This is a genomic window from Rugosimonospora africana (assembly GCF_016862975.1).
Taxonomy (GTDB): domain Bacteria; phylum Actinomycetota; class Actinomycetes; order Mycobacteriales; family Micromonosporaceae; genus Rugosimonospora; species Rugosimonospora africana.
Map to the genome: position 1 here is coordinate 86,644 of NZ_BONZ01000045.1, position 25,392 is coordinate 112,035.

At 68.7% G+C, this 25,392-nt stretch carries 21 protein-coding genes; 10 read left to right on the plus strand and 11 right to left on the minus strand.

All coding sequences use genetic code 11. The features are described 5' to 3' along the window. The first annotated feature begins 293 nt into the window (after window positions 1–293). The gene (locus Raf01_RS23925; RefSeq protein WP_203920223.1) at window positions 294–1,781 is read left to right on the plus strand and encodes a hypothetical protein; all 1,488 of its coding nucleotides are present in this window, start codon (window positions 294–296) and stop codon (window positions 1,779–1,781) included. A 99-nt stretch (window positions 1,782–1,880) separates the two neighbouring features. On the opposite strand, the gene Raf01_RS23930 is transcribed toward Raf01_RS23925, so the two are convergent. After that, window positions 1,881–2,708, minus strand: coding sequence for a hypothetical protein (locus Raf01_RS23930; protein ID WP_203920224.1), 828 nt, complete (start codon window positions 2,706–2,708; stop codon window positions 1,881–1,883). A 159-nt stretch (window positions 2,709–2,867) separates the two neighbouring features. On the opposite strand from Raf01_RS23930, the gene Raf01_RS23935 reads away from it, so the two are divergent. From Raf01_RS23935 to Raf01_RS23960, 6 genes are all read left to right on the plus strand, one after another. Next, the gene (locus Raf01_RS23935; protein WP_239133856.1) at window positions 2,868–3,260 is read left to right on the plus strand and encodes a VOC family protein; all 393 of its coding nucleotides are present in this window, start codon (window positions 2,868–2,870) and stop codon (window positions 3,258–3,260) included. Window positions 3,261–3,657: 397 nt separating this feature from the next. Next, on the plus strand, window positions 3,658–4,251 hold the full coding sequence (locus tag Raf01_RS23940) for a DUF1707 SHOCT-like domain-containing protein (RefSeq protein WP_203920225.1): 594 nt from the start codon (window positions 3,658–3,660) through the stop codon (window positions 4,249–4,251). A 217-nt stretch (window positions 4,252–4,468) separates the two neighbouring features. Beyond that, window positions 4,469–5,653, plus strand: a complete 1,185-nt coding sequence (locus Raf01_RS23945) for a sensor histidine kinase (protein WP_203920226.1) — start codon at window positions 4,469–4,471, stop codon at window positions 5,651–5,653. Further along, window positions 5,650–6,327 carry a response regulator gene (locus Raf01_RS23950; RefSeq protein ID WP_203920227.1) on the plus strand — a complete coding sequence of 226 codons (678 nt, stop codon included), beginning with the start codon at window positions 5,650–5,652 and terminating at the stop codon, window positions 6,325–6,327. The genes Raf01_RS23945 and Raf01_RS23950 overlap by 4 nt, the downstream gene beginning before the upstream one ends. 123 nt (window positions 6,328–6,450) lie before the next feature. Continuing rightward, window positions 6,451–7,383: an ABC transporter ATP-binding protein gene (locus Raf01_RS23955; RefSeq protein ID WP_203920228.1), complete on the plus strand. Its 933-nt coding sequence runs from the start codon at window positions 6,451–6,453 to the stop codon at window positions 7,381–7,383. Beyond that, window positions 7,383–8,264: an ABC transporter permease gene (locus Raf01_RS23960; protein ID WP_203920229.1), complete on the plus strand. Its 882-nt coding sequence runs from the start codon at window positions 7,383–7,385 to the stop codon at window positions 8,262–8,264. The genes Raf01_RS23955 and Raf01_RS23960 overlap by 1 nt, the downstream gene beginning before the upstream one ends. An 83-nt stretch (window positions 8,265–8,347) precedes the next feature. Here the strand turns inward: Raf01_RS23960 and Raf01_RS23965 are convergent, their stop codons facing one another. From Raf01_RS23965 to Raf01_RS23975, 3 genes are all read right to left on the minus strand, one after another. Continuing rightward, window positions 8,348–9,262 carry a carbohydrate kinase family protein gene (locus tag Raf01_RS23965; protein ID WP_203920230.1) on the minus strand — a complete coding sequence of 305 codons (915 nt, stop codon included), beginning with the start codon at window positions 9,260–9,262 and terminating at the stop codon, window positions 8,348–8,350. A 75-nt stretch (window positions 9,263–9,337) separates the two neighbouring features. After that, the gene (gene mraY, locus Raf01_RS23970; RefSeq protein WP_203920231.1) at window positions 9,338–10,432 is read right to left on the minus strand and encodes a phospho-N-acetylmuramoyl-pentapeptide-transferase; all 1,095 of its coding nucleotides are present in this window, start codon (window positions 10,430–10,432) and stop codon (window positions 9,338–9,340) included. Between the two features lie 115 nt (window positions 10,433–10,547). Next, the gene (locus Raf01_RS23975) at window positions 10,548–11,717 is read right to left on the minus strand and encodes a hypothetical protein (protein ID WP_203920232.1); all 1,170 of its coding nucleotides are present in this window, start codon (window positions 11,715–11,717) and stop codon (window positions 10,548–10,550) included. 221 nt (window positions 11,718–11,938) lie between these two features. Here Raf01_RS23975 and Raf01_RS23980 point away from each other — a divergent pair, with 221 nt between their 5' ends. After that, a complete protein-coding gene (locus Raf01_RS23980) occupies window positions 11,939–14,167 on the plus strand; it encodes a glycoside hydrolase family 3 N-terminal domain-containing protein (RefSeq protein ID WP_203920233.1) in 2,229 nt (742 codons plus the stop codon). 144 nt (window positions 14,168–14,311) lie between these two features. Further along, window positions 14,312–15,115, plus strand: coding sequence for an MBL fold metallo-hydrolase (locus tag Raf01_RS23985; RefSeq protein WP_203920234.1), 804 nt, complete (start codon window positions 14,312–14,314; stop codon window positions 15,113–15,115). A 12-nt stretch (window positions 15,116–15,127) separates the two neighbouring features. On the opposite strand, the gene Raf01_RS23990 is transcribed toward Raf01_RS23985, so the two are convergent. The 4 genes from Raf01_RS23990 to Raf01_RS24005 form a co-directional block, all read right to left on the minus strand. Continuing rightward, window positions 15,128–15,367, minus strand: a complete 240-nt coding sequence (locus tag Raf01_RS23990) for an RNA-binding S4 domain-containing protein (protein ID WP_275413032.1) — start codon at window positions 15,365–15,367, stop codon at window positions 15,128–15,130. Between the two features lie 192 nt (window positions 15,368–15,559). Then, a complete protein-coding gene (locus Raf01_RS23995) occupies window positions 15,560–16,360 on the minus strand; it encodes an HTTM domain-containing protein (protein WP_203920235.1) in 801 nt (266 codons plus the stop codon). Then, complete coding sequence (locus Raf01_RS24000) at window positions 16,357–16,869, minus strand: hypothetical protein (protein ID WP_203920236.1); 513 nt, start codon at window positions 16,867–16,869, stop codon at window positions 16,357–16,359. The genes Raf01_RS23995 and Raf01_RS24000 overlap by 4 nt, the downstream gene beginning before the upstream one ends. A 5-nt stretch (window positions 16,870–16,874) precedes the next feature. Beyond that, complete coding sequence (locus Raf01_RS24005) at window positions 16,875–17,837, minus strand: hypothetical protein (protein ID WP_203920237.1); 963 nt, start codon at window positions 17,835–17,837, stop codon at window positions 16,875–16,877. 223 nt (window positions 17,838–18,060) lie between these two features. Between Raf01_RS24005 and Raf01_RS24010 the strand changes: the two genes are divergently transcribed. Continuing rightward, entirely contained in the window at window positions 18,061–19,068 is a 1,008-nt protein-coding gene (locus Raf01_RS24010; protein WP_239133857.1) for a LacI family DNA-binding transcriptional regulator, read from the plus strand. 86 nt (window positions 19,069–19,154) lie between these two features. On the opposite strand, the gene Raf01_RS24015 is transcribed toward Raf01_RS24010, so the two are convergent. The 3 genes from Raf01_RS24015 to Raf01_RS24025 all read right to left on the minus strand — a co-directional run bounded on the left by Raf01_RS24015 (window position 19,155) and on the right by Raf01_RS24025 (window position 24,912). After that, window positions 19,155–19,700, minus strand: coding sequence for a hypothetical protein (locus Raf01_RS24015; RefSeq protein ID WP_203920239.1), 546 nt, complete (start codon window positions 19,698–19,700; stop codon window positions 19,155–19,157). 69 nt (window positions 19,701–19,769) lie between these two features. Beyond that, entirely contained in the window at window positions 19,770–21,185 is a 1,416-nt protein-coding gene (locus tag Raf01_RS24020; RefSeq protein ID WP_203920240.1) for a DUF1996 domain-containing protein, read from the minus strand. A gap of 292 nt (window positions 21,186–21,477) precedes the next feature. Next, window positions 21,478–24,912 (minus strand): galactose-binding domain-containing protein, encoded by a 3,435-nt coding sequence (locus Raf01_RS24025; protein WP_239133858.1) that lies wholly within the window; start codon window positions 24,910–24,912, stop codon window positions 21,478–21,480. Window positions 24,913–25,392: the final 480 nt, after the last annotated feature.

Here is a 25,392-nt window from a genome sequence, read left to right on the forward strand (position 1 = left end):
GCGCTACATCATCCAGTTCGCCCGGCGTCCTCCATGCCGGTAGCCCGGCCCGATGTGCCGCGACCGCATGCCGCGTTATCCGCTCGTACCACCGCCGAAGCGAGGCAACGGCCGGCGGCGCCCCCTCGAACACCGCCGACCGTTTGGCCCGGCCGGTCAATCGCTGCATGGTGTACTCCGACGGTTAGGTACGTGCCGCCGAGGGTAGGGCCGACAGTCCGACGCACGGAGATCGATTGCGAACGACAATTCGCGCTGCAAGATCTGGCCTGAATCTCGGTAGAATGCGAAGGGTGACGGGCGAACCGTCCTGGCCGACTGGCCCCATACTGACCGGCCGGCTGTTGCGCGCCAGCCGGGTGCATGACCCCGCCCACCAGTTCGCCAACGCCAAGGCGTTCGCGGCGACATTTCCCGGCGGCTATTGGTGCCGTGCCGCCGGCGAATCGCAGATCTCCCGTTGGGAGACCGGAGTTCAACAGGCGCCGCTGGCCGCCGTCCGGCGCTACGAACAACTGCTGAATCTGCACCCCGGACAGCTGACCGGACCGCTGCAGGCCCTCGGGCGCTACCGGAGTTCCGGACGCGGTAGCAGGCCGGCCCTGCCCGGCGGTCCCGCGGCCGACCCGGAGGCTGTCCGAGGGCGCCTCGGAGACCTGCTCGACCTGATCGACTGCGACGGCGACTTGGTCGGCAGCGACTGGGACGAGCTGACCACACTACTGGCCCACGATCCAGTGTGGACGATCGCGCCCCGCAGGCTCTGGCAGCGCACCGCCGAACGACTGGTCACAGAAATGATCATCTCCGACGGGTTGGCCTGGCAGCAGCGTTTCGAGGCGCTCAACCGGCTGATGCACCACCGCGACGGGCAGCATGCCGCGATCGCGGCCTGTGCCGACCTCGCCGCCGATCCCGCCAATCGAGTGATGATCGAGGTGGTCAGCATGTTCGACGCGACCGCCGCACCGGAAGCCGCCACACAGGTGCTCCGGCAGCTGCACCGTCCCACCAACGACGGCGCGCTCTACGGGGCCCTGCTGGCGTGCATCCGAAAGATTCAGCACCGCCACTTCACCGGTGACCAGTCGCTCCGGCTGTCTGAAGCGGTGCGCGCACTGGCGCGAGACACGGGCGGACCGGCCGACATCCGCGCACTCGGCGCGCGCGTGCTGGACAGGCTGTCCGGCAGCAGACCCGTACCGATCGCCCCGCGGATGTCCACCCAGCTCGACCGACGCGTGGCGGGTGCGATCGGGGGCACCAGCGACGAGGTGTTCTGCGCGATGGTCGCCGAGATGTTCAACAGCCCATTCCCGGACGTACGGCTGTACAGCGCGATGTACCTGGCTGCCAGCCCGTTCCGGGAACCCATCGCGAGGGAGACATTGGCGGCCACGATGGCGTCCGTGACCACTGATCCGGCCACCTCTGTCGCCGGACTTGAGGCGCTGCAGGTGATTGGTGGCGCCGCGGAGCGCACTCGGGTCGAACGGCTGCTGCTGGCACCCGGGATACCGGCCGCGGTCACGGCCAACATCGCCCGCACCTTGGCGCACATCGGTGGGCGCAGCGGCACCCCGTTCTGGCGGGCCGCCGTACACACTCACGCCGGGCGGGAGGACGTACTGGTTCCTCTCGTGTACGCACTCGGCATCACCGGGGAAGACGATGTGCTGCGCGCTGTGCGCACCGACGTGGCTCTGCGGCACGACGCGCGGCAAGCGGCGGCGTGGTGGCTCGGCCTGCCCCGGCAGGCTCGCACCCGGGCACGCGCATAACCTCTTCCGGCCGGCACTACGGACACGTCCTGATCAGCGTCCGCGACTCCCCCGAGTCACCTCCGGTCGCCTGCTGGCGCCCCGGCGCACGCGCGATGGTCAAGCAATGCTCGGCCTCGGGGGAAGTCGGAGTGGGCGCATGCGTGCGTTCTGGTACACCCGCTTGATCGCCGCGGCGTTGAATCGATCGTTCTTGGCAGGCTCGAACGAGCGATCGTAGTAGATCCGGCCGTCCTTCAGGACAGAGATGGCGCCGGGCCGGGTCTCGCCGTGCGGGAAGTTGTAGATGGCGACTGAACCCTCATGGAAGCTCCAGCCTGGATAGCGACACTGCTTTACCCCAAACAGGCCCTGCTCATGTATCAGGATGTTGCCCAACGGAGGGCTCGCATGCGCGATCAGCCAGTCGGCGATCGCCCGATCGCTGGGTTGATCGCTGATCAGCGCCTTGAGTTCCGGGGTCTGCGCGTGTTCGACTTCGGCAACGGCCCGGACGAACCGCTCGACACGATCCTGGACCGCGAGGAGCGCTCGGACCACGTCCGCTTCCCACGCACGCAACGCCTGGAGCTGCCGCTCCTTATGTTGCGCCCTCTCCTGAACCCTAGCCTGCTCAACGGCGCTCGCGTGCTCCGCACAGAAGACGGTGTCGTTGCGGATGTTGACGTGCCTGCCGCACAACGGCTTGCCACAGTCACGACACGCCCCCACGGCGTACATGCCGCACGCACATTGCGGCGTACCGGCAGAGGTGGCACCAGATTGGTAGCGATGGCCGCACGGCTGATAGACGGGTACCGAGCCCAGATTGCCCTGGGCGCCGGGCGGTATCACATTGACCAAGGCTTGGCTGGTGCACTCGTAGTATCCGGGTGCGAGCACGTTGCTGCTGGTTCCCCCGCAACGCGGGCAAGCAGACGTCGTCATGGGGAAATTCTGCCGACGGTGGAATTCCACGGACAAGCGATACCAGCCGATCGATCTGCATGAACTGGATTCTCGGCTTCGGCAGCTCCCACGGATTGCCCCCCGCTTCTGTCCGAACGTTCAACCAACCCGGGAAATGGCGGAGGGCGCCGGACACGCGTGCCGGCCGTTCCCGCGAGCCTGCCGCCGCGCCGTTATGATCGCCGTATGATCAATGGCGCTCATGTGATCATCTACAGTCGCGATCCCGAGGCCGACCGCGCCTTCTTTCGGGACACCCTCGGCTACGACCACGTCGACGCCGGCCACGGCTGGCTCATCTTCGGGCTGCCGCCGGCCGAGCTCGCCGTGCATCCGACCGACGGCGAGCAGGCCCACGAGCTGTTTCTGATGTGCGACGACGTCGCGGCGACCGTGGCCGAGTTGTCGGCGAAGGGCGTCGAGTTCACGATCCCGGTCACCGAAGAGCGGTGGGGGCTGCGCACCGCTCTGCGGCTGCCCGGCGGCGGCGAGCTCGGCCTCTACGAGCCAAGCCACCCGGTCGCAATCTGACCGCCAGGCTTGGCGAGCGGAAATGCGCTGATGAGCGAAGGTCGATCGGTCAGTGGCCGGTGCCTTGGATACCGGCCTGGGCAGCCGTCGCCAACGAAACGATCGAGGCGGCCACGGCGCCGGTGAGCAGGGCAAGCGCCCAGATGCGTGCGCGTCGACTCATGGGGAATCTCCTTCTGCTACTCAGACCCACTTTGTGGTCGCAGACTAATCCGCGCATGCACGTACGTCGATCAGCCGAACGTTCCGCGGATGCTGCGGAAAGAGGCCGGGCATGTACCCGGAGGTCCGGTCTGACCGCGCAATGCCTTCTGATGCACGGTTGTCCGGTTCGTTGGGACAAGCCGCGGGCAGGCGTGAACTGGCCGCTCCTGGCGGAACCTGCCACGCTTCAACCATGGGGGAACGACATGATCACCTGCGGGCCGCCGACGCGGACCGGCAACTCGCAGCGGACCGGCTCCAGGTAGCGCTCAACGAGGGCCGCCTGGACCTGTTGGAGTACGACGGGCGGCTGCAGCAGGCGTACACGGCAAAGACGTACGGCGAACTGGACCGGATCCTCGACGACCTGCCGCCGGAAGTCGGGACGGGCACCCCGTCGGTGCCGACTGACGCGGCCCGGGCGACCGGTACGGGGCGCCGCCGCGGCGTACCCACGTGGATGCTGACGCTGTGGGGCAGTTGGCTGGCGGTGACGGCGATCAGCATGCTGATCTATGTGCTCAGCGATTTCCGCGGGTCCGCGTGGCCGATCTGGGTCGCCGGCCAATGGGCCGGCATCCTGCTCATACGCACGCTCAAGGCGCACGCCAGCGGCAACCCCCACCGGTACGTGGCCGCGGGCCACGACGGACGGCACCAGATGTCGGGCCGTGACCCGCGGTACCGGCAGCGCCTCGACCGGCAGCCCGCGGAGGAGAGGTCGCCGGGCTGGGAGCAGTCTGACCGCCGGGCGCGCTACTACGGCCGCCAGTATCGCTGGCGGTAGTCGCTCGACGGTCGGGCGATCAGACGACGCCGGGCCGCCAGCTGTTCGGGTGAGCATCATGCCTGTACCGGACGCTTGCGCATCGATCGCCCGGTTCCGTGCGCGCCATCCTCTTCCCGGCCTGTCCTCGACTCCGGCAGAGCGTGTCGGCCGGGTCACCATGGGGTAGCGCCGCAGGAAGAAGCCGACGGCGGTCGCCTGACGTAGCGTCGTTGGTATGGGTGCGGTAACGCTGGTGCGGCAGGCATCGCGGCTGCATCCCTACGTATTCGACGCCATTGTCGCCCTGTGTCTGTTTGCCATCAGCGTGTCGTATCCGCTGCTCGGCCCGCTGGGCGGGGAGGGGCGGCTGACCCCGGGCCAGGCCGCGTTCAGCGCGGTGGTGTGGGGCGTACTGGTCCTTCGCCGGCGTCACCCCCTGGCGGTCCTTTCGGTCAGCAGCGCGGCCACCGCCCTGTCGGTGGCGCTGAACGAGGCCCGGGGCCTGTCCACGCTCGCCGTGGTGATCGCCGTCTACACCGTGGCGGTCAGTACGAACCGCCTGACCGCGGTCCTCGCCGGATCGTTCACCGGGCTGGTCCTGGTCGGCGGTGCCCTGTACTCGACCAGGGGCACCGTTCTCGACCCGGACAAGGTGGTGCTCGTGCTGTGGAGTGGCCTGGCCGCGGCGGTCGGCGATGCGATCCGCAGCCACCGCGACTACGTGCTCGCGGCCGAGGAGCGGGCCAGGCGCGCGGAGCACAGCCGTGATGAGCAGACCCGGCGGCGGCTGGCCGAGGACCGGCTGCGCATCGCCCGGGATCTGCACGACGTCATGGCGCACCACATCGCGGTGATCAACGTACAGGCCGGGGTCGCCGGCCATGTGCTGCGCAGCGACCCTTCCGGGGCACAGGAGGCGCTGGGCCATGTTCGCCATGCCAGCCGGGCGGTACTCGACGAACTCGGCAGCGTACTGCGGGTCCTGCGGGAGAACGAGGAGGTGGCCGCGCCGACCGAGCCGGTACCGGGCCTGGGACGGATGGAAGAGTTGATCGAATCGTTCCGTGGTGCCGGGTTACGGGTGACCTGGCGGCGCGCCGGCCAGATCTACGCGCTGCCGGCGCCGGTGGATCTGGCCGCCTACCGGCTGCTGCAGGAGTCCCTGACCAACGCGCACAAGCACGGTGGCGACATCGTGCGTATCCAGCTGTCGTACCAGCCGGAGCAGCTGACCGTCGAAGTGGACAACGAGGCCCCCGCCGAGCGGCGCCGCATCCGTTCGATGGTGAGCACCGGCTACGGCCTGCTCGGCATGCGGGAGCGGGTTTCGGCCGCCGGTGGGCGAATGCACGCCGGTCCCCGTCCGGGCGGCGGGTTCCGGGTCCGGGCCGTGCTGCCGGCGTGCCAGGAGCGCGGATGACCCTGCGCGTGGTGCTGGCCGACGATCAGCAGCTGATCCGTGCCGGGTTCCGGGTTCTGATCGACTCCGCCGACGATCTCGAGGTCGTCGGGGAGGCGACCACCGGCGTGGAGGCGGTGCAGCTCGCCCGGCGTATCCGCCCCGACCTTGTCCTGATGGACATCCGGATGCCGGAGATGGACGGCGTGGAGGCAACCCGGCAGATCACCCAGGACGAGCAGCTGGCGGGGGTACGGATACTGATCCTGACCACGTTCGAGATCGACGAGTACGTGCTGCAGGCGCTGCGGGCCGGTGCCAGCGGATTCCTCGGCAAGGGCGTGGATCCGGACGGGCTGCTTACGGCCATCAGGACCGTGGCCTCCGGCGACGCCCTGCTGTCCCCCGCGGCAACCAAGAAGCTGATCGGCCGGTTCCTGGCCCTGCCGGAGAACACCTGTTCGGCCGTGCCGTCCCAGCTCGAGGCGCTTACTGAGCGTGAGCGCGAGGTCCTCACGCTGGTGGCTGCCGGGCTGTCCAACGACGAGATCGCCGAGCGGCTGTTCGTCTCGCCGCTGACCGCGAAGACCCACGTCAACCGGGCGATGATCAAGCTAGGTGCCCGCGACCGCGCCCAACTGGTGGTCATTGCCTACCAGACCGGCCTGGTACGTCCCGGCGAGCCGCCTCGGTAGGGCGCCGGCCGCGTACTGCCGATGCAGTACGCCCAGGTGTCTGCGGATGGACGACGGCGGGTGTACCGGCCGGTTGCCATCCTTGGGGACGCCACCGCCGCAGGGAGCGCTAGGAGTCCCCGAGTGATCGAAGTGAAGAATCTGAGCAAACGGTACGGCCAGCGCGCCGCCGTTGACGATCTGACCTTCACCGTCCGGCCCGGTACCGTCACCGGATTCCTCGGCCCCAACGGCGCCGGCAAGTCGACCACCATGCGGATGATCGTCGGTCTCGACGCCGCGACGTCCGGCACGGTCACCATCAACGGCCGCCGATACGCTGACCACCGCGCGCCGCTACAGGAGATCGGCGCGCTGTTGGACGCCAGAGCGGTGCACCCGAACAGGTCGGCGTACAACCACCTGCGCGCGATCGCGGCGACCACGGGAATTGCCAAGCGTCGAGTCGACGAGGTGATCGATCTGGTCGGCCTGCGCGAGGTCGCCCGCAAACCGGCGGGCTCCTTCTCCCTGGGCATGTCGCAGCGTCTGGGCATCGCCACAGCACTGCTCGGCGATCCAGAAACGGTGCTGCTCGACGAGCCGGTCAACGGCCTGGACCCCGAGGGCGTGCTGTGGATCCGCAACCTGCTCAGGGCCCTGGCTGCCGAGGGCCGTACCGTCTTCGTCTCCTCGCATCTGATGAGCGAAATGGCGCTGACCGCGCAGCATCTGGTCGTCATCGGGCGGGGCCGGCTCATCGCGGACGTACCCATCGCCGAGTTCACCACCCGCGCCTGCGTCAACAGCGTGCGCGTCCGCTCGCCTCACTCCGCGGCGCTCAGCGACCTGCTCGCCGGCCCGGACGTCTCGATCGCCAGCAGCGAGCGCGGCGTACTGGAGGTCATCGGGCTGAGCATCGAACAGATCGGTGAGCGTGCCGCCGAAGCCGGCATCTGCCTGTACGAACTCTCGCCCCAGCAGCCGTCGCTCGAGGACGTCTTCATGGAACTGACCAGCGGCAGCGTGGAGTACCGCGCGACCGTCGAAGTCGCGCCGGCAGGGAAGGCCGCCTGATGACCGTGACGAGCCTCGCGGCCCGACCGCGTACCGTCGCAGCACCTGCGGACGTACCGTCACCACCAGCGCCATTCCTGCGCACCCGGCGCGCGGCCAGGGGACGCGTCACGCTCACCCGGGTCGTCAACTCGGAGTGGATCAAATTCCGTTCGGTCCGGTCCACGGTTCTCACCCTGCTGGCCACCGTCGGAGCCGTGGTCGCCCTCGGACTGCTGTTCTCCGGTGTGCACTCCGGAGTCATCGGCGCGCAGACCATCGGGCTACAGCCCGGCAGCGGTGCCGGCCCGGTCGACGTCGCCCTGGGGGGCGTCAACCTCGGCCAGCTGATCATCGGGGTGCTGGGGGTCACCCTGGTGACCGGCGAGTACGCAACCGGGATGATGCGTCCCACGCTGGCCGCCGTGCCGCGCAGGCTTGCCGTGCTGTGGGGCAAGGCCATCGTCTTCGGCGGGATCGTCACGGTCGCGATGCTGGTCGCCACGTTCACGGCGTTCCTCGGCGGCCAGGCCCTCATCGGTACGGCAGGGGCGAGCCTTGCCGGCTCGGGGGTGCTTCGAGCGGTCATCGGCGCCGCCATATACCTCACCGGCGTGGGCCTTATCGGTCTGGCGGCCGGTGCCATCCTGCGCAGGAACGCCGCCGCCATCGGCGTGCTGTTCACCGTCGTGCTCGTGATACCCGGACTGTTCCCGCTGCTGCCGCAGAGCTGGAACGACACCGTCGGCCCGTACCTGCCGTCCAACGCGGGCACGGCCTTCATGACCGCCGCGCACGTGAGCGGCTCGCTGGCCCCCTGGGCCGGCCTGGCTGTCTTCGCCGGCTACGTGACCGCCGCGCTCGCGGTAGCGGCAATCCTGCTCAAGCGCCGCGACGCATAGAACGAACGGCCTCGTCCATGGCGGCGGGGCGGGTAGGAACACGTGGCCGCAAATCCTCCGCGGCGAGCTGGACCGGATGCCCGTCACCGGCTGAGCGGCGTCAACTCGGCCTGCATCGGGCCGACCACAGCAATCGACTCGGCGGCGGCGCGCGCGCCGGTCGACGCAGCCTCCAGGGGGTCGGCCCCAGCCAGCGCGGCCGCGATGTAGCCGCCCGCGAAGGTGTCGCCGGCGCCGTCCGCGTCGACCTCCTTTGCCGGTACCGCCGGCACGTGCCAGGTACCGGCCGAGGTGTGGATCGAACAACCCCGGGCGCCGTCGGTGGCGCAGACCGTGGTGCCGCGGTCGGTGAGCCGCGCGACGGAAAGGCCCAGCGTCGCCAGCTCGCCGGCGCTCGGGAAGACGACGCCGGCCAGGCCGATCGCCTCGGTGACAAGCGCTGCAGACTCGGCGGTCAGCGCCTCGACGCGCACGTTCGGATCGACCGAGACCCGGGCGCCGGCGGCATGTGCCCGGCGCAACGCGGCCATCGCCGCAGCGGCCAATGGCTGGCCGAACAGCAGCGCGGAGCCGGACAGATGCAGCCAGTCGGCGGCCTCGGGCAGATCCGCCAGGTCCGCCTCGGTGACCGCGGCTGCCGCGGTGGCGGCCACGTCGAAGGTGAACGCGCGGCGCCCGTCCGGAAAGTACGTCACGTGCGCGGTCGCGGTGCGCAGCCCGTGCCCGGACCCGGATTCGCGGCAGTTCACACCTGCCGCACGCAGCCGCTGGCGGATGATGTCGCCCTCGTGGTCTCGGCCCAGCCCGGCGACCAGGGTGGTATCCGCGCCGAGCCGGCCGGCCGCGTACGCGGTGATGGCCGGTGCACCGCTGGCCCACGGTCCGGTGAAGGGCACATCATCGGCGGTGGTGGAGCTGGTTAGGGCGGCAGACTTCGCGCGGGGTGCGGACGCGGGGCTGGTCAGCTGGCGCATGAAGGCGGCGAGGGCCTCGCCCACGATAAGAAGCAACGAATGGGTCTCCGGGTCGGCGGTCTGAACACTGGGCGACGCATCTGCCGTCTGTAGGGGTGGCTAGCCGGTCTGGGCGAGGAATGCGCTGTAGAACAGGGCGAGGCCGATGAACGTCCCGATGCCGGCGATAATCCAGAAGCGGATCACGATGTTGACCTCGCTCCAGCCCACCTGCTCGAAGTGGTGATGCAGTGGAGACTGCCGGAAGACGCGCTTATGCCGGGTCTTCCAGGACACGTACTGGATGATCCGCGACCCGGTGATGATGACGAAGAGCACGCCGATGACCGGCAGCAGCAGGATCGTGTGCGTGGCCACGGCTTCGCCGGCGATCAGCCCGCCGATCGACATCGAGCCGACGTCGCCCATGAAGACCCGCGCCGGCCAGGTGCCCCACCACAGGTATCCGGTCAGGGCGCCGGCTGCGGCGCTCGCGATCAGCCCGGTTTCGAGCGGGTCACGGGCCTGGTAACAGTACGCCAGGTGCGTCGTATCCGAGCACCAGTGCCGATACTGCCAGAAGGAGATCGCCACATACGCGATCAGGACGATGACGGACGTTCCGGTGGCGAGCCCGTCGAGTCCATCGGTGAGGTTGACCGCGTTCGTGGAGGCCATCACGATGCCGATGAACACGATGACGATGAGGACCGAGCCCAGCCGTGCCCAGGAAATGTCGCGGATGAAGGATAGATGATCGCTAGCAACCGTCTGGCCACTGGTCGATGGGAAGTGCACGGCGACCGTCCCGAAGACCCCGCCGACGACGATCTGGAGGACGATCTTCCACCGACCGCTGAGTCCGGCGGTGTTGCGCCGGGAAACCTTGAGCAGATCGTCGATGAAGCCGATGGCGCCGCAGAACACCATGAGCCCGAGCAGGACCAGGCCGGTAATCGTCGGGCGGGGCGGAACGATCTGCTGGCTAGGGAGGGCCTTTTCGGCGAGGTGGCCGATGAAGTACGCGACGAGGGTCGCACCGATGAAGATGAGGCCGCCCATGGTGGGCGTACCCCGTTTGACTTGGTGGGCTTCGACATAAACGCCGCGAATCGGTTGAGCGGCCCTGAGCCGGCGCAGGCCCGCGATCACGAACGGGGATCCGATCAGCGCCAGGACAAAAGCAAGCGGAGCGGCTATGACTACGGCAGTCATAGCTGGTTAACCTAGCCGATCGACACCTAGGGCCGGAGGACCTACCCGTCGGGGGCCGCGTCGACAGATGCGCCGGCCCTATCGCGATGCGTTCTGGTTGCGTCGCCGCTGACAGTCAACTCGATGCTGTGGGGAGGGCTCGTTCCTCGATGCCGGCGCCGTCGAGCCAGCGGTAGAACGTCCGGTGCTTCGGCGCGTACGACCACCCGAGGGGCTCACTGTAGCTGCTGCCGAAGTCGGTGTGCGACGGTGGGCTGGCGAGGCTGACGTCCGGCGCGTGGGCCACGACCCTCCCATTCAGCGAGAGGACGAGGGAACCGTTGCCGTCGGTCAGCGCGACGAGGCAAGCCGACTCGGGGTCGTAGTGCAGCTCGCCCTTGACCTCACCGTACTGGTTGCGGGGGAACACGTCGCAGTCCACGAAGAAGCTGGGCTCCAGCCACCGGTTCGCGTCGGAGGCCAAGGGTAGCTGCGGGATCTCGAAGAAGGCCAGTTGCCGGTACTCGTAGGAGGCGGCTTCGTCTTCGTCCAGCGCGTCCACACTGTCATCCAAGGCGAGCACGAACGTCCGGTCATCGATGAACGCGCATGGTCGGTCCCAGTTGTACCCGAAGGCCGTTCCAACCGGGATGCTGGTCGGCTCGTAGCCGGTCAGGAACGCCTCGGTGGAGAAGACCCGCACCATGTCCACGGGCGACCACACCCAGCCGTTGCTGAGGAAGTGGCGTGAGTCCGGCGAGACGTGCAACAGCGAGTGGAAGTAGTCGATGTAGTTCCTTCGGTCGTAGACCTTGTGGCCCTGCTCGTTCAGCCGCCCAGAGTCGCGGATGAATACCTCACGCTCGGTCAGGTTCTCACCGGTCTCAGCGTCGAAGACGTCCAGTCGGTTCCATTGCGTCTGCGCGAGCAGCAGCGTACGTCCATCCCAGTCGAGAAAGCCGATCGAGTAGCTGGACACATCCGAGTGGTAGTCGGCACGGCAGAACCCGCGCGCCCTTCCGGTCGTAGTGTTGATCAGCGTCGCGTTGAGGCCGAACCGTTCGGTCACGCACACCCACGGGCCGTGGACGTACAGCCGGATCTCCAGTTCCTTGCCTTTCAGCCGTCCGTCGCCCGTGCTGTGTCCGACCTCACCGATGTCCGCGGCCTCAGCGATGACCTCGGCGTGTGTGCTTCCGGTGCCCGCCCTCAACAGTTGGCCGTCAGCGAACAGGAAGTAGGAGTGCGCGACTCGGTCATCTGGCGCAATCGCCCGTACGCGCCGGCCCGAAAGGTCCTTTCCCACTGGGATATTGCACCAGAGTGCGTGACCCTGTGGCCAGGGGCGGGCCCGTGGAGACGGCGAAAGGCCCGTCTCTATGGTGAACCGATGGCGTTCTGGAGGATTTCCGCGAGCATGGGGGCACCCCACCCCGTGAGGCTGCGGAACGGCCCCCACTGCGCGGAACTCCCTCGGCAGTTCAATGCATTCTTCATCAGTTCAACTCCGCACACCCGGGATGAGACGTGACCGTACCCGCTTTCCGTGACCCCGCCCTCACCCCCGAGCAGAGAGCGGACGACCTCCTCAGCCGCCTCACGCTGGAGGAGAAGGCGGGCCAGATCACGCAGTACTTCTATGTCATCGACCCCGAAGCCGCCGACGAGCAGGCACGCGTCGTGGAAGACGCGATCAGAACGGGCCGTGCCGGTTCTGTGCTGTTCGTTCGCGACGCAAGCGTCGCCAACCGCCTTCAGCGCATTGCCATCGAGGAGAGCCGGCACGGCATTCCGCTCCTACTCGGCTTCGACGTCATTCATGGCCTTCGCACGATCTTTCCAGTACCGATCGCGTTGGCGGCCACCTGGTCGCCTGAGGTGATCGAGCGAGCACAGTCTGTCGCCGCGCGCGAGGCCCGTGCTGTCGGCATCCACTGGACATTCGCGCCGATGGTCGACATCGCGCGCGATCCTCGGTGGGGGCGGATGGTCGAAGGGGCAGGAGAGGACCCCGTGCTGGGTGCCGCGGTCGCGGCGGCCCAGGTGCGCGGCTTCCAGGGCGACCTCAGCGCTGAACACGTCATCGCCGGGCCCAAGCACTTCGCCGGGTACGGCGCGGCGCGCGGCGGACGCGACTACGACGACGCCGAGATCTCCGACTCCGAACTGTGGAACGTCTATCTTCCGCCCTTCCAAGCCGCGGTCGACGCCGGCGCGGGCAACGTCATGAGTGCCTACATGGACCTGAACGGCGTGCCCGCCTCGGGCAACAACTGGCTTCTCACGGATGTCCTTCGCGACCACCTGGGTTTCGACGGATTCGTCGTCTCCGACGCCGACGCGGTCCGCTCGTTGCGGACGCAGCACTTCGCTCGCGATCTGACCGACGCGGGCGCTCGCGCCCTCAGCGCCGGGCTGGACATGGAAATGTGCATGGCCGACCCCGCGTTCGGGCATCTGCCCGAGGCTGTCGCGGCGGGACGCGTCGCGGAGGCGGCGATCGACACCGCCGTTCGAAGGGTGCTGATCGCGAAGCTGCGGATGGGTCTGTTCGAGAACCCGTTCACCGACGAGGTCGCCTCAACCTCCGTCGTGACCGCTCCCGAGCACAAGGCACTCGCACGCGCCACGGCCGAACAGAGTCTCGTCCTTCTGAAGAACGATGCACAGACACTGCCGCTGGACGCGGCTCGCCTCGCGTCGGTCGCCGTGATCGGCCAACTCGCCGCGAGCAAGAGGGACACGCTCGGGCCGTGGGTGTTCGACCACGACACCGAGGAAGTTGTCACGATCCTCGATGGGCTGCGACAGCGACTCGGTGATTCGGTGGCCGTCGAATACGCGCCAGGTGTGGGAATTCCCCGACGACTGGTCCCGTCGTTCTTCGACAACCAGGATCCGAGCGTGGAAGAGACAGCCGACGACCACGACGACGAAGCCGAGCTGCGTCGCGCCGTCGGCGTGGCCGAGGCATCGGATGTGGCAGTCGTCGTGGTCGGGCAGCGGCAGAACCAGGCAGGCGAATTCGCCTCTGCCTCGACGCTCGACCTACCTGGCCGCCAGGTCGAGCAGCTCGAGCGAATCGTCGCGACGGGAACGCCCGTCGTGCTCGTCGTGATGACCGGCCGGCCGGTGGACCTCCGCTTCGCGGAGAAGAACGTCAGTGCGATCCTGCAGGTCTGGTATCCAGGCACACGAGGCGGAGAGGCGGTTGCCGCCACGATTCTCGGCGACGTCACACCGGCCGGAAAGCTGCCGTTCACCTGGCCCCGTCACGTCGGGCACGTGCCGATGATCTACTCGCACAACCGCACATTCAAGCCAGCGGACCAGGGGCGACGCTATTGGGACGAGGAGAGCACCCCGCTCTACGTTTTTGGGCACGGGCTGTCCTACGCCCGCTTCGAGTACTCCAACTTGCGCCTCGACGCCGAGCGGATTCGCGTGGGGCAGTCGACGGTGGTCACCGTCGACGTCAGCAACGTCTCGACGCGTGATGCGGACGAGGTCGTGCAGCTCTACATTCACCAGCGGTACGGCACGTCCTCGCGCCCACTGCGCCAGCTCGTCGGTTTCCAGCGCGTCACAGTCGAGGCGGGCAACATGCGCACGGTTCGCTTCCCGCTCGGACCGGACGAACTCAGTTACTGGAGTGCGGCGACACGCGGCAGGGTCCAAGACGCGACGACTGTCGACATCTGGGTCGGCGGAAGCTCTGCTGCCGACCTCGGCACGGTACTCGAAGTGACCGGTTAGCCGAGCGGCAACCGACTTTCCATGCTTCGCCGGCTGGGGATGACATGAAAGCTCCCAGCCGCCGGAGCGTGCGGGCGTCGGCCGTCGGGGTCATGACGGCGGCGAGATGAACCCAGTTGACCATCCTTCCGTTACGGTAGCGGCATGTCAGCTACCGGCATCCCGCGGCGCGACCTCGCGCTGACCTGGCTCGGTCAGGCCGGAGTCGTCGTCGACGACCTCCAGACCCGGGTCGTCATCGACCCGTTCATCGCCCCGTCCTCCGGCCGGGCCGTGCCCGCGCCCGATCCCGCCACGCTCCCGATCGACGACGTCGACGCCGTCCTGTGCACCCACGAGCACAATGACCACCTCCACCCCGACTCGCTGCGTCTGATCCGGCGAAGGTCACCCCGGGCAGTGATCGTCGTCCCCGAACCGCTCAGGGCCGCCGTCGAGCGCGAGCTGGGCGGCGACGTGGTCGGCGCGCGCGTCGACGCGCCGGTGTGGATCGGCAATCTCGAGATCGTCCCGCTCCCCGCGTGGCACGCGGTCAACACCGGCGAGCCGATCGGCGACGGGTCGACGGCGCACGAACCCGCGCGCTTCCTCGGCTATGCGATCAAGGCCGGCAGCCACGTCCTGTTCCACGCCGGCGACACGGTCCGCAGCCCCCGGCACGTGGACGACCTCAAACGGCTCGGCGTGACGGTCGCGCTGCTGCCGATCAACGGCCGGGACGCTGAACGCGAGGCACAGAACATCGTCGGGAACCTCACGGCCGCCGAGGCCGTGGAGCTCGCGCGCGACGCCCAGGTCAAGGTCCTGGTCCCGATCCACTACGACATGTTCGAGGCCAACTTCGGAGATCCGTCGCATGCCAAGCGGGCCGCCGACGGAACGGGAGTGCACGTACTCGAGCTCACACGCTACGAGCCGACGGCGATCACCGTACCCGGCGCCAGCTGACCGGACCCCGACCTACCTGTTCACCGGGCCCTGATCCGCGGTCACCACGCGCGCCGAGCGCCCCGCGGCGGCGACCAGGTCACCGGGCCGCAGTTGCCTGCCGAGTTGGGTTTCCACCCGCCCATTCACAGTGACCCAACCGACCTCGACCATGACCTTGGCGTCGGGCGCGCCCACGGCCAGGCCAGCCAGTTTCAGGAACTGGCCGAGTCGGATCGCGTCGCCGGAGATGGTCACCTCGATGATGCGCACGGCTTCGATTGTCCAGTACGGTTTCAAGGCTCAGAGCGCCGATCGCCACGCACACCGGACCATCGGCACCTGTCATCGCTCGGGCTACCGCGCCGGGACCTCGGGTCGGGTGCGCCGGGTGTCGGTAACCGTGATGCCGGCCAGGACGCCCGTGGTGACGACGGACCGCTCGACGCGGTCCGGGCCCGATCGTCAGCGCAGGACCACGTAGGCGATCGCCGGGTAGGTGGCGACGAACGCCCAGACGAAGTCGTTGAGACCCATGATGATCGCGCAGGACGCGTGAAACACGACACCCCAGACCAGGAAGTACGGCAGCCAGCCGGCCGGGCAGAGCAGCACCAGTGGGAACGCCGCCTCCGAGGCGCAGAACAAGCGCGAGCACCACAGCGCGGTGCGCCGGTGCGAGTCGAACCACCGGGCCAGCGATCGATTGCCGTACGAGAGCGTCCCCAGCACACCGGTCAACGCGCTGCCGTCCCACCACGTCCGCGAGGTCACCTTGTAGATGCCGGCGGTGAAATACGCCAGGCATGCCTGCAGCGCGATGAACCACAGCCCCAAGCGGGCCGCTACGGCGCTGGGGTGCACCGCGACCAGGGCGAGCGTGGTGAAGGTGATGAGTACCAGTTGGTCGGCGCCGTCGAGGCCGAACGTGGTGCGCAGGATCAGCATCGACGTGCCCAGTGCCACCAGCCCCAGCAGCAGCACGTGCACCGGCCCTCCGGTCGGCAGTGCGACCAGCAGCAGGGCCGCGACGAGCCGGAGCGCGACAATCCCCAGGATCCGCGGAAAGCCGAGCACCCGTCCGATCGCCGCGCCGCTGGCGCCGCCCGCGAACCACGGATGGCGCAGCCGGAACACCGGCCAGCTCATCAGGGACGCGTCGTCCACCAGCCGCGGTCTGGCAAGCAGTTCCAGCGAGGACACCACCACGCCGACCGAGGCGATCACCTCGACGAAACGCAGGCCGGTCGCTGTATCGACATTCATCGCTCCACCTCGTGGACGTGCGAGATGAACAGTGCTCTCGGCGGCTCGGTCGAGCAGGTGCCGTTCGAGACCGCCAGCAGGAACTGCACCCTCGCGGGTGCCTGGAGCCTGGCCGCGGTGCTCACGTGGTTGAGCAGGACCAGGTAGCTGACCGAGACCTGGACCGCGGTCCGGGACACCGCCTGGCTCTCCTTGGCGAGCGTGGTGGCCAGGTCGAACAGCGCCTTGCGGGGACGCCGCGCCGGGTTCCACAGACAGTTCCACCAGGCGCGGTGTGGCAACGGGCTCAGTTCCCGCCATCGCCCGAACTCGCCGGACGAAGTGGTCGCCCGGACCATGAGATGGAAATCCTTGGTACCGGGGCGTGGTGCGAAGAAGTTGTACTGCGGGACGAGGCTGAACAGGTCGAGCCGCCGGACCCGGGAAACTCCGGGTTTTATCACTTCGAGTTGGGCGACCGCCGAGACCACGAGCCAGACTCCCAGCAGGACACCGAGCGCGACGTCCACGGCAATCAGCGGTTCTTGATGAATTCTCGGCGGATCTGCATGAGCTCGCGCGCGGTGGCCTGCGGCCCGATCTTCCGGATCTCCTCGTCGGTCAGGTGCTGGTCGGCGTTGAAGTCGACGGGCTTGAGGAGGAGTGCGTAGAGCAGCACCATGAGGGCTACCTCGACGAGGTCGGCGTCGCATGGGGCGGTGACCGGGCCGCCATTCGGGATCGACCCGGCGGCAGCCAGCGCCGCCCGCTCCAGGTCGGTGATCGGCGGGTCGTACTTGAGGATGACCGCGTCGTAGCCCTCGGCGGCGCCGGGACGTGCGTACTCGACGAGCTGGAACGCGGCCGGGTCCAGGTCGGCGCCGGTGTACGGCAGCGTCGCCACACACATCGACGCGTCGGCGGGTACGAAGAGATTGCGGGCCAGGGTCCGGTTGCTCATCCGCAACTCGGCGAACACCGGCTGGGCAACGAGTTGGTCCACCGCAGCGGTCAGCGGAACCATCTTGCGCGTCTCGAACTGGGCGCGCAGCAGGTCGCTGAGTTTCTCGGCGCTGGCCCGATCGGCGGCGGCAGCGGCGCGGGCAGCCTCGATCGTGCCGCTGCCGGCGCGAGCCAGGAAAAGCGTCAAGGTACCGGGGTTGGTCGACGGGACCGGGTCCTTCTGCGGTACCCGCACGGTGAGCATCTCGACGCCCTTGACCCGAGCCTCCCGTTCGTAGATCTCGTCGTCTGCGACATGCAGAGCGCCGATGTCGGGCATGATGATTTTCGAGTCGTAGGTCTTCGTGACGAACTGGTCGTCCGCGGTCGCGGCGGCGGCGGGGCTGGACGCGGCGGCCGCACCGCCGATGACGCCGGCCGCGGCGGCGACCACTACGGCGTCGCGCGCCAGCCGGAAGGTGTCTCGCCGGGTCGACGACTGGTCCAAGCCGTCGGTCGTGACGGCGTCCCGGTCCCGGTCACGGTCATTGCTCATGGCGTCCCCCAGATTCGGATGAAGGGTCGGAGGTAGCCGACCGCCACCCAGCATCGGACGGGCGACACCGCGCGAACAGAGCCACTATCCGTAGCACTTGTGAGGCGTAGTGGTCCGGTCTCGAGGCACCAAGACTCGACGAACGGCTGGGAGAGCGCTCTCCAATCTCTGTGCTATAACTGGCGTTGTGACCGCGGATCCCCCGCCCCTGCAAGCCCGAACCTTGGATCACGTAGCGCAGGTCGCTGGAGTGTCCCGGGCGACCGTGTCCAGGGTCATCAACCAGACCCGCAACGTGGATCCGGAGATCCAGCGGATCGTCAACGAGGCCATCGCCGCCACCGGATATGTGCCCAACCGGGCGGCCCGGTCGCTGGTCACCCGGCGCACCGGCCTGGTCGCCCTGGCCGTCTCGATGGACGGGGCCTTCGAGGAGCCGTTCATGGGACAGGTCTTCGCGGATTCGTTCTTCGGCAGGGCGCTCAACGGCGTGATGCGGTTCCTGCGCTCGCACGACGGGCACCTCGTGCTCATGCTCGTGGACTCCGCCGAGACCCGCGGGCAGCTGATGGGCTACCTGCGTCAGGGTGAGATCGACGGTTGCCTGGTCATCTCCCTCAACGCCCAGGACCCGTTGCCCGAAATGCTCGCCGACGCCGGCCTGCCCGCGGTGCTGTTCGCCCGGCCGTCGCGACCCATGCCGCTGAGCTACGTCGACGTCAACCACCACCTGGGCACGAAGCTGGCCGCCGACCGGCTGGTGGCCCACGGCTGCCGCCGGATCGCCACCATCGCCGGGCCACAGCAGGCGGTGGCCGGCCAGGATCGGCTCCAGGGAGTCAACGCGGCGATGGCCGTGCACGGCAACCCGTACCTGCCGTGGGAGGAGGGCGACTTCACGGTCGCGGGCGGCGCGGCGGCGATGGAGCGGCTGTTGGCCCGCAATCCCGATCTCGATGGACTGTTCGTCGCCAACGACCTGATGGCGCAGGGTGCGCTGGCCGTGCTGCACCAGCGGGGCCTGCGGATACCCGAGGACGTCGCGGTGGTCGGCTTCGACGACAGCGCGGCGGCACTGGCCTGCCGCCCCATGCTGACCACCGTGCGCCAGCCGGTGGAGGACATGGCCGCCGAGATGACCCAGATGCTGTTGCGCCGGATCGAGGAGCCGGGCCAGCGACCCACGTCGGTCATCTTCGAGCCAGTGCTGGTGGTCCGCGATTCGGCCTGAACGGCCACGTGGGCGGGCCGCCGCGCCCCGTCCGGCGGCCCGCCGTCGCTATGGAGCGTGCCGGTGGCTGGGCAGGATCGGTGTGCTCAGCTCTCCGTCCAGCAGTCCATGATGACCACCGCGACGGCCGCGGCCAGTTGACGTCGCGTGGTCGGCGGCTGGCCGAACCGTGCGGGCAGTCCGCCGACATCGACCCGCAGCACCTTGCGGTCCTTGCGAACAACCATCGAGCCGTCCTGGCTCTGGTACGCGTCCTGGCCGATGCCGGCCAACTGCGCGGATCCCGCCCAGGAGGTGCGCACCGAGCCGAAGAACGCGTCGGTACCGGCGTCATCGGCGAATTCGGTCACCGACAACGCCATGGTTCCGGCGGGGTACGTGTAGTCGCAGGAGTATTCGTTGCCTCTCAGCGTGCCGGCGACCGGACGGCTGGTGGGCAGCCCGACCGCGGTGGCGATGTCCTCCTGCGCCTCGTCTGAGCAGATGAGTCGGCCGGTCGCGGAGACGCCCGCGGCGGAAGCACCGGCGGACACGGCGGCCCCGGGTGCGGCGACGTGCCGGTCGGGCCCGCAGCCGGCCACGGTGACGGTCAGCGCCACCAGGACGACCAGGCGTCCCAGCTTCGATGTCATCGGTACTCCCTTGTCCGGCGCAGGCGCTGACCGGTCCGTCCGACCGGCCAGCGCCCGCGCCTCCGACGCTCAGGGCAGGAGGTACTGGTCGTTGAGGACGGCGCCCTTCTCCGGGTGGTTCTGGTCGTAGCCGCGCGCGTCACACTGCAGGCCACCGTCGATGCAGTGGGTCACCAGGGCGGCCAGGGTGGGGTCGTCCCAGTCGTTGAAGAAGTCGTAGTGGAACGAGTAGCCGCGGCCACTGGAGAGCCGGACCTGCGACAGGTCCCCGCTGACCGGCAGCGCCATCTTGAACTCGATCATCGGGAGGGCGACCGGGTGGCCGATCGTGCACCGCCCGTCGACCGGGTACGCCATGTGGCTCTTGTGGTCCGGGGTGTCCAGGTACTTGCCGTCCCAACAGCTGGGTGCCTGGAACCGGACGTTGAGTTGGGTACCGGCCGGGCACGAGGCCGGGAAGTCGGCGTTGTAGTAGCTGTCCCCGCACTCCCAGCCCTCGTACGATTCCTGGATGAACTGGGTGGCGTTGTTGCCCGGGCTGCCCACGAGGTACCGCAGACCTTTGGGGAACGGCCGGACGCTGGTGTAGTCGATCAGGTTGGTCTTGTAGTAGATGACCTGCGGCCCGATCGGCAGGATCGCGGTGTTGCCGTTGTACATCGTGGGCATCCAGTAACCGGACTTGTCCCCCGGTGCCAGGCAGGTGGTGCCGCCGGCCTCGAAGCTGGCCACCGTGGTGCTGTTCGCGGTCGTCGCCTTGTTGCCCATGAAGGTGTGCATGTGCGAGGCGCCGGCCTGGCCCGGGAAGACGATCGGGTCGTCCGGGAGCGTGTGGTTGGCCGAGCAGTTGGCCTGGAACTCGTGGAAGTAGGCGTTGGGCGGGGTGGCGTGCGACGGCGTCACCCCGGTCACCTGCGGATTGGCCAGGATGTAGCCGGGGCCGCCGGGTGCCGGGGCGCCGGGCTGCGAGCCGTACACCTGGAACTCGTACAGCGAGTAGCCGTAGCCGGTGCCGCGCTGGATTCCGTTCATCCGCACGTACCGGCCGGTGCCGGAGACGTTGAGGTCCTGGGTGCCGCCGGTACCGGTGGTGGTGGAGTAGATCGTCGTCCAGGTGACCGCGTCGGCGGAGGTCTGGAGCTGGAATGCCTTCGCGTAGGCCGCCTCCCACTGCAGATGGACCCGGGTGATCGCGGAGGTGGCGCTGAGGTCGATCATGATCCACTCATGGTCGGTCGCGGCGCTGGCCCACCGGGTGGTGGAGTCGCTGTCGACCGCCGCGTTGCCCGGCGTGCCGCTGACCTGCGTCGAGGACACGGTGACGATCCGGTCCTGAGACAGCAGGGTGTCGGCCGCCTGGGCGGCGTGCTGGAAGCCCACGGTCAGGGCGGAGGTGAGGACCGCCGCGGCGCCGACGGCCAGCGCCGCACGCCTTCTGCGGTGCGCCCGGACGAGAGGGGGGATGGGCGGTGGGACGGAATTCATGGATTCTCCTCGGGTGTGGGCCGCGACGCTCAGTCGGGCGGCGCGGCCGTCAGGAGGGAGCGGGGGCCAGACGCCGGCGCCACCGTGCCCGTGGCCCGATCCGACGTTGGAGAGCGCTCTCCAATGACCCTCAGTCTGCGGCGGCCGGTGCGTGGAAGTCAAGACATCCATCGATGTCCCGAAAGCTCTACCTGACCGTCGCGCCAGAGCCAGCCTGGGCGCGGGCCACCGCAGCGCGGCGACCCGCGCCCAGGCTCGTACCGGAACCGGATCACCGATCCCTTGTGGACGGTCAGCTGTAGATGCCGAACTCGTAGAGCGAGTATCCGTAGGCGGTACCGCGGGCGGTTCCGTTCATCCGCACGTACCGGCCGGTACCGGTGAGGTTGATGTCGTCGACGCCGCCGTCCCCGGTGGTCGTGGAGTACACCGTCGTCCAGGTGTTGCCGTCGTTGGACGTCTGGATCTGGTACGCCTTGGCGTAGGCGCTCTCCCACACCAGCTGGACGTGATGGATGGCGGTGGACTGGCCGAGGTCGACCCGGATCCACTGCGGGTCGCTCCAGTCGGTCGCCCACCGGGTGCTCAGGTTGCCGTCCACCGCGTTGCCCGGGTCGAACGTCGCCCCGTTGAGCGGCGCCTGGGTCGAGGACGCGGTCGCCGGCTTCCCCCGGCCGACGTTCGTCCCGCTGACCGGCGGCGGCACCACCGTGAACGACTTCGTCTCGATGCCCACGTTGCCGTGGCCGTCGTAGGCGTACACGTACACCTTCCAGACGCCCAGCGTCTGCGGCGCGGTGACCGAGAAGCTGGAGGTGCCGGTCTGGGTGAAGCTGGCGTAGTTGAGCCCGGTGCCACCGTCGATGTATTTGTGCGTGAGCATCAGGTTGTAGTGGATCGGGTCCCCGTTGGGATCCGAGACGTTGACGCTGACCGGGAAGGTCGAGCCGGCCGCCACGTTCTGCCCCGCGGTCATGCCGCTGATCACCGGCGGGGTGTTGGCGCCGGCGTTGCCGCCGAACATCTGCGCGACGGAGTAGTAGGCCAGGCGCCGCCAGCCACCGGTGAAGGTGTTGAGCCAGACGCCACCGAAGTCGTTCTCGATGCCGTAGTGGAACCAGGTGCCGCCCAGCGCGACGCCGGTGTGGCTCATCAGGCAGTTGTACGAACTGGTGTACCCGGCTGCCTTCTGCGGGTCGCTCGGCTCGGTGGGTACCCCGTTGGCGTCGTTGGGCACCTCCCACTCGCCCGACGGCCCGCCCTCGGTGAGGATGTACGGCTTCGTGTACCCGCCGTTGATCCAGTCCTGCTTGACACCGCACACGGCACCGTAGGAGTTGACCGCGAGCAGATCCAGCGAGGGCGTGTACTGCTTGTAGTACGGCCACGCGCCGGTGTACGCGTCGGTCGACGTCACCGGGTGGTTGGGGTCGGCCGCGTGGACGGCCTGGACCACCTGCTCGACGTACCGCGCGTAGGCGATCCGCTCGGCCTCCACCTGGGCACCCGAGTAGTGGTCCTGGGTGGTGAGGATGACCTCGTTGCCCACGTCCCACATCAGCACGCCCGGGTGGTTCTTGTAGGTGTTCACCCAGGACACGATCGAGTTCAGCGTGCTGGTCTTGTAGGCGGTGTCGTTGACGTAGTCCGCGCCCTGGTTGAGCCAGAACCCGTTGACCACCTTGAGGCCGTAGGCCGCCGCGTTGTCCAGCAGCGGCTTGGACGTGGCGTCGGTGCCCCAGGTGCGCAGGGTGTTCACCCCCATCGCCTTGAGGCTGGCCAGGTAGGCACCGCTGGTCGCCGACGACGGGCCGAAGGTCAAACCCTTCACCTGGTACGGCGAGCCGTTCACGGTCAGCTTCCAGTTGCCCTGCGACCCGGTCACCTTCACGACGCTGCCGCCGCTGGGCACCGGCGGGGTGGTCAACGGTGGTGGTGCGGAGCCGGTCAGCTGCGAGACGTCCACCGAGTCGATGCTGAGCTGGCCGCCCGAACTCGGGCCGGCCGACGCGGAGGTGCAGCCGCACACCGTGTCCGGGAACGATCCGGCGACGCCCAGGCTGAACGTCAGGTAGAAGCCGTGGTCCACCGCCGCCTGCCAGGCGGCGACGCCGACCTGGCTCTCGCTGACGCTCCAGATCTGGTCGTTGTCCAGGTACCAGCGGATCTGCTCGTCGGAGGTGCTGCGGTCGATGATCTCGGCGTAGGTGTGGTAGCCGGTCTGGCAGGAGGGGCAGGTCAGCAGGCTGCTGGTCCGGCCGTTGTACTCCTGGCACGCACCGCCGGGCGCGACGTCACAGTGCAGGGTGGCCGCGGTCTGGCTGCGGCCGTTGACGTCCTCCATGATGTCGGTCTCGCCGGCCGCCGGCCAGCTCGCCGAGTTGCCGCGGATCGCCGCGCCGCTGGCGTAGAACTTCGGCCAGTACCCGATCCCGTTGGCCGGGTTGGGCTGCTTGAGCACGGCGGAGATCTTCAGCATGCCGCCCGCGGGCGGGGTGAAGTCGGAGCGCTGAGTCTCGATCTTCCCGGAGGTCCAGCCGCCGCCCGAGTTGACCGCGGTCAGGTTCAGGTGACCGGCGCCGTCCAGGGCCACGTTGGTGGTCGAGTTGGTGGTGGTCTCCAGGCCGCCCGAGGTGGAGGCGCCGGTGTCGTACTTCCAGTTGGTGCCCGACGGCGCGGTGCCGGCGTTGCCGGTGAAGCTGTCGCTCCACAGCGACGTCCAGTTGCCCGACCCGGTCGGGGACGTGGTCGGCGTGGGGCTCGGAGTCGGCGAGGAACCACCACCGCCGGTGTGCACCACGAACTCCCACAGCGAGTACCCGTACCCGCCGACCCGCACGGTGCCGTACATCCGCACGTACCGGCCGCTGCCGGAGACGTTGAGGGTCTGCGTGCCGCCGGTACCGGTGGTGGTCGAGTAGACAGGCGTCCAGTTCACCGCGTCCGGCGACACCTGGATCTGGAAACCTGTGGCGTAGGCCGCCTCCCAGGTCAGCACGACCTGGCAGATGGACTGGGTGGTGCCCAGGTCGACCTGGATCCACTGGGGATCGGAGAACTGGCTCGCCCACCGGGTTCCGGGGTTGCCGTCGAACGCCGCCGAGGCCGGGTTGGCGCCCGCGTTCTCGGTGGATGAGGCGCTCGCCGGACGGTTGAGGGCGGCGTTGTCCGTGCCGCAGGTCGGGACGCCACCTCCGGTGTCGGAGGAACCGTAGACCTGGAACTCGTACAGCGAGTACCCGTAGCCGCCGTTGCGCGCGGTGCCGTACATCCGCACGTAGCGACCGGTACCGGTGACGTTGAGCGTCTGCGTGCCGCCGGTACCGGTGGTGGTCGAGTAGATCGAGGTCCACGCGCTGCCGTCGGGCGAGGTCTGGATCTGGAACGCCGTGGCGTAGGCGGCCTCCCACTGCAGCACGACCTGGGTGATGCTCGCCGAGGCGCCGAGGTCGACCTGGAGCCACTGCGGGTCGGAGAACTGCGACGACCAGCGGGTGCCCGGGTTGCCGTCGACGGCCGCGGACGCCGGGGTGTCGGCCCCCTCGGTCGAGGAGGCGGTGACCGGCCGGCCCTGCGAGAGCAGGGTGGACGCCGCGTTCGCTCCGGTGGCCAGCGCCACGGCGAACGTCGCGACGATCGCCCCGATCCCGACGGCGGCCAGCAGGCGCCGGCGCCGGAAGGCGGGTGACATTCGAGGTTTCCAGCTGCTCGGCGGCAGGCGTCTCATGAGCTCTCTCCTTGGGACGGAGGGTGAGGACCGAGGGTGGGGCTGGGACGGCCCGGCGGCCGGGGGGGGCGCCGGGTGATGCGGGTGCACGGGCAGCCGCCGGACAGGGGCGGTCGGACGTCGCACCGAGTCCGCGGAGCCTGTGCCGCGAGGCTGGACCTGCCTGGACCTCAGCCCATCGTGAGCGGGAGAGCCGACGATCGTGGGAGAGCGCTCTCCAAACTGCCTCAGTTTCTCTCTGGCACCGACGCAAGTCAAGGCGGTCGATCCGTCAACATGTCGGCCCGGAGAGCGGGCCGCGACACCACTCGGTCATGGCAACTCCGTGGCCTTCTATTGACAGTTGAATAAAGGCGTAGAACTCTATCGCCAGAGCGCTCAACAGATCGTCGGACCTCCATGTAAGCGGAACACCGTCCCGCCCCAGTGCCCCGCCCCTGCCTGCGGTGACACCGGAGCATTCCGAATGCGTCGAGAGGA